At 57.0% G+C, this 3,043-nt stretch carries 5 protein-coding genes; all 5 read left to right on the forward strand.

Features of this window, described 5'->3' with window-relative positions; all coding sequences use genetic code 11:
• Positions 1–716 (forward strand): hypothetical protein (locus WB402_RS06120; protein ID WP_424206036.1); only part of this gene is annotated, 716 nt, incomplete at its 5' end.
• Positions 717–982: 266 nt separating this feature from the next.
• Positions 983–1,264: a type II toxin-antitoxin system RelE/ParE family toxin gene (locus tag WB402_RS06125; protein WP_424206037.1), complete on the forward strand. Its 282-nt coding sequence runs from the start codon at positions 983–985 to the stop codon at positions 1,262–1,264.
• Between the two features lie 18 nt (positions 1,265–1,282).
• Entirely contained in the window at positions 1,283–1,573 is a 291-nt protein-coding gene (locus tag WB402_RS06130) for a HigA family addiction module antitoxin (protein ID WP_424206038.1), read from the forward strand.
• Between the two features lie 155 nt (positions 1,574–1,728).
• The gene (locus tag WB402_RS06135; RefSeq protein WP_424206039.1) at positions 1,729–2,262 is read left to right on the forward strand and encodes a flavin reductase family protein; all 534 of its coding nucleotides are present in this window, start codon (positions 1,729–1,731) and stop codon (positions 2,260–2,262) included.
• Positions 2,263–2,556: 294 nt separating this feature from the next.
• The coding region (rhuM, locus tag WB402_RS06140) for a RhuM family protein (RefSeq protein WP_424206040.1) at positions 2,557–3,043 on the forward strand (487 nt) is incomplete at its 3' end.

A 3,043-nucleotide genomic window follows, 5' to 3' on the forward strand; every position in this document is an offset into this window, starting at 1 on the left:
AGGCGAAGATTCACGTCAGCGTATTCGATCGCCTACAGCGCGCCTCGGACGGTTACGCGCCATTCAATCTGCCGGACGATTTCGTGATGGAAATGGCGGATGTGACCAAGGCCGCCGGGTTCGATGCCAGTCTTTTCGATACCTATACTGCTGAGCGCAGCCTGGACCCGCATCGCGCGCAGCTCTTGGGCAAAATCTGGGATCTGGTCTGGATCAAGCGCTGGTTGTATTTACTGACGCTGGCGGCGACCGGCTCGCTGTTGTACGTCATTTACTGGCTCAGTTCGCAGCCTGTGCCGGCGCGCAGTGGTGAGTGGCGCATCGTGGGCTGGATTTTCGCGGCGCTGGGCGCGCTGTTGCCGGACGCCGCCAGCGGCGCCCTGGACGCCCTGCGCTCAGACCCGTTCTGGCTATTCCTTTTCGCCGCGATCTTCAGCGTGATGTTGTTCGTGACCAAGCGCGTGGACCGGCGCATCAGCGAAGTCGACAACGCCAGCTGGCGCTATGTATTCGAGAATCATCGCCAGCAGGCGCATGTGAAATTCGGCCCGTTCGAGTCGTTGCTGCTCGACCTGGCGCGGCGCTTGCGCAACTCCTGGCCGAGCCGCGTCGTCATGCCGTTTCTCAAGGCCCGGATCATGCCGGGGTTTGCGCTGATTGCCACGGCGGCGTTGTTAGGCTGGTTGATCTGGATGGCGTGTTCAGTCGCAGAATAAAAAGGGACGGAGAATTAAAGGTGTCAGGCTCGATTTACCGGGAAACCAGACCATGAAAAAGTCCTTTCCCTTGTCCCAAGTCTACGGCTGGCTTCCGCCCGGTCCGGTGGTGCTGGTGACCACGGCGCAGAAGGGTAGCGCACGTCCGCTGTCCCCGGCAGCCCAAGGGTTGCCTAAGCAGTTCTGCCATTCCATTGAATTCCCCGCGGCTCAAACGACCGCCATAACGCCTTGCGTTATATAACGATGGGCGTTATGCTGATAAGGTGATACGGGGCTTCCGCGATCGTGAAACCGAGTTAGTGTGGAAGGGCGATGTTTCGCGTCGCCTGCCGCAGGATATTCAGCCGGTGGCGCGGCGCAAGCTACGTATGCTGAATAATGCGCGCACGCTGAACGACTTGCGGGTGCCGCCGGCCAACCGGCTGGAAGCGCTGCACGGCAAACGCAAGGGTCAGCACAGCATCCGTATCAACGACCAGTGGCGTATCTGCTTCGTCTGGAAAGACGGCGATGCCCATGAGGTCGAGATTGTCGATTATCACTGAGCAACGCAGGAGATAACCATGGCCAGACTACCCAACATTCACCCCGGCGAAATCCTTCTTGAGGAATTTCTTAAACCCATGGAGATCAGCCAGAACAAAATAGCGCGCGATATTGGCGTGGCGCCGCGGCGCATCAATGAAATCGTGCAAGGGAAGCGCGCCATCACGGCGGATACCGCGCTGCGACTTGCGAAATACTTCGATATGTCGGAATCGTTCTGGATGGGACTGCAGGCAGATTACGATCTCGAAAACGTGCGTAAAGACCTAGGCAAGCGACTTGAGCGAATTAGCCGTCATGCGGCGTGATAATTAATTCAAAAACATAGATGAAAAACGTCCCTAATTCTTAAATTAATGTAATTTTGGAGTGATTTAAAGAATAATCACGCCACATTTTTCTAAACCAGCCCAACCAACACCGAATTAAGGGGACTGACTAATTTTCTACGGGAGACACGACCATGAAAAAGTCCTTCCCCTTGTCCAAAGTCTACGGCCTGCTGGAGCCCGGTCCGGTGGTGCTGGTGACCACGGCGCAGCAGGGCAGGGCGAACGTCATGACGTTGTCGTGGCTCACGATGATGGACTTCGAGCCACCGTTAGTCGGCATGGTGATGAGCAACCGCAATTACAGCTTTGCGGCGCTGAAGGCTACGAAGCAGTGCGTCATCAATATTCCCACCGTGGAACTGGCCGCGAAGGTGGTGAGCGTGGGAAACAGCTCCGGCCGGCGCCTCGACAAGTTCGCCACCTTTGGTCTCACGCCGCGGCCGGCCAAGCAGGTCGCACCGCCGCTGATCGACGAGTGTTACGCCAGCCTCGAATGCCGCGTGACCGACGCGCGCATGGCGACGCGGTACAATTTCTTCGTGCTCGAAGTGCTTAAGGCCTGGATCGACCCGGCGCGTAAACACCCGCGCACCCTGCATCACCTCGGCAAGGGCCGCTTCGTCGTTGACGGCAGAACGATCACACTGCCGTCACGGATGAAGTGAGGTCGAATCCCCGCTGCGCGGGGATGACATGCAAGGCCTGTTGCCGCCCAGGGTGCAACAGAATTCGTTGCACCCGTTCGGCGGCGTGAATGTCCACTGGACATTCACGACAACACCGCCTCACCCCACCTTCGCGGGGGTGACAAACACTGTTGGGGTTCGCTGCGCTCACCCCAACCTACATTACTTTATGTCGAGGGCTGACCACCGCACATACGACGATATAATCAAACCCAAGCCATAGATTGGTAACGAACCATGGCGACGGACGGGACAAACCCTTAAGGTGGAAAAGTGAATAGTCGAGAGAACAAGCTGAGCGAAGTTGTCCTATACCGGACCAAGGATGGCAAAACTGCTTTGGACGTACGGCTTGAAGGCGACACCGTTTGGCTTACCCAAGCCCAAATGGCAAAACTCTTCGAGAATACGAAGCAGAACATCAGCCTGCATACCCGCAACATATTTCGTGAAGGGGAACTCGCCGAGAAAGCAGTTATCAAGGAATCCTTGACAACTGCCCCGGACGGCAAGAAGTACCGCACCAAGTACTTTAATCTGGACGTCATCATTTCAGTCGGTTATCGGGTGAAGTCCAAGCGCGGCACGCGGATTCCGGTGGAACTTATTTTGCGCAAGCTCGGCGAAGGCGCAACCGAAGCGGACCTTCTTGATGCATACCCCGACTTGACGCGCGACGATGTCCGGGCGGCCATGGCCTATGCCGCGGATACGTTGGCCCACGAAGAGACAATCATCATCGAACCACCGACAAAAACCG

It is taken from the genome of Sulfuricaulis sp., from assembly GCF_049587675.1.
In the GTDB taxonomy this organism is placed as follows: Bacteria; Pseudomonadota; Gammaproteobacteria; order Acidiferrobacterales; family Sulfurifustaceae; genus Sulfuricaulis.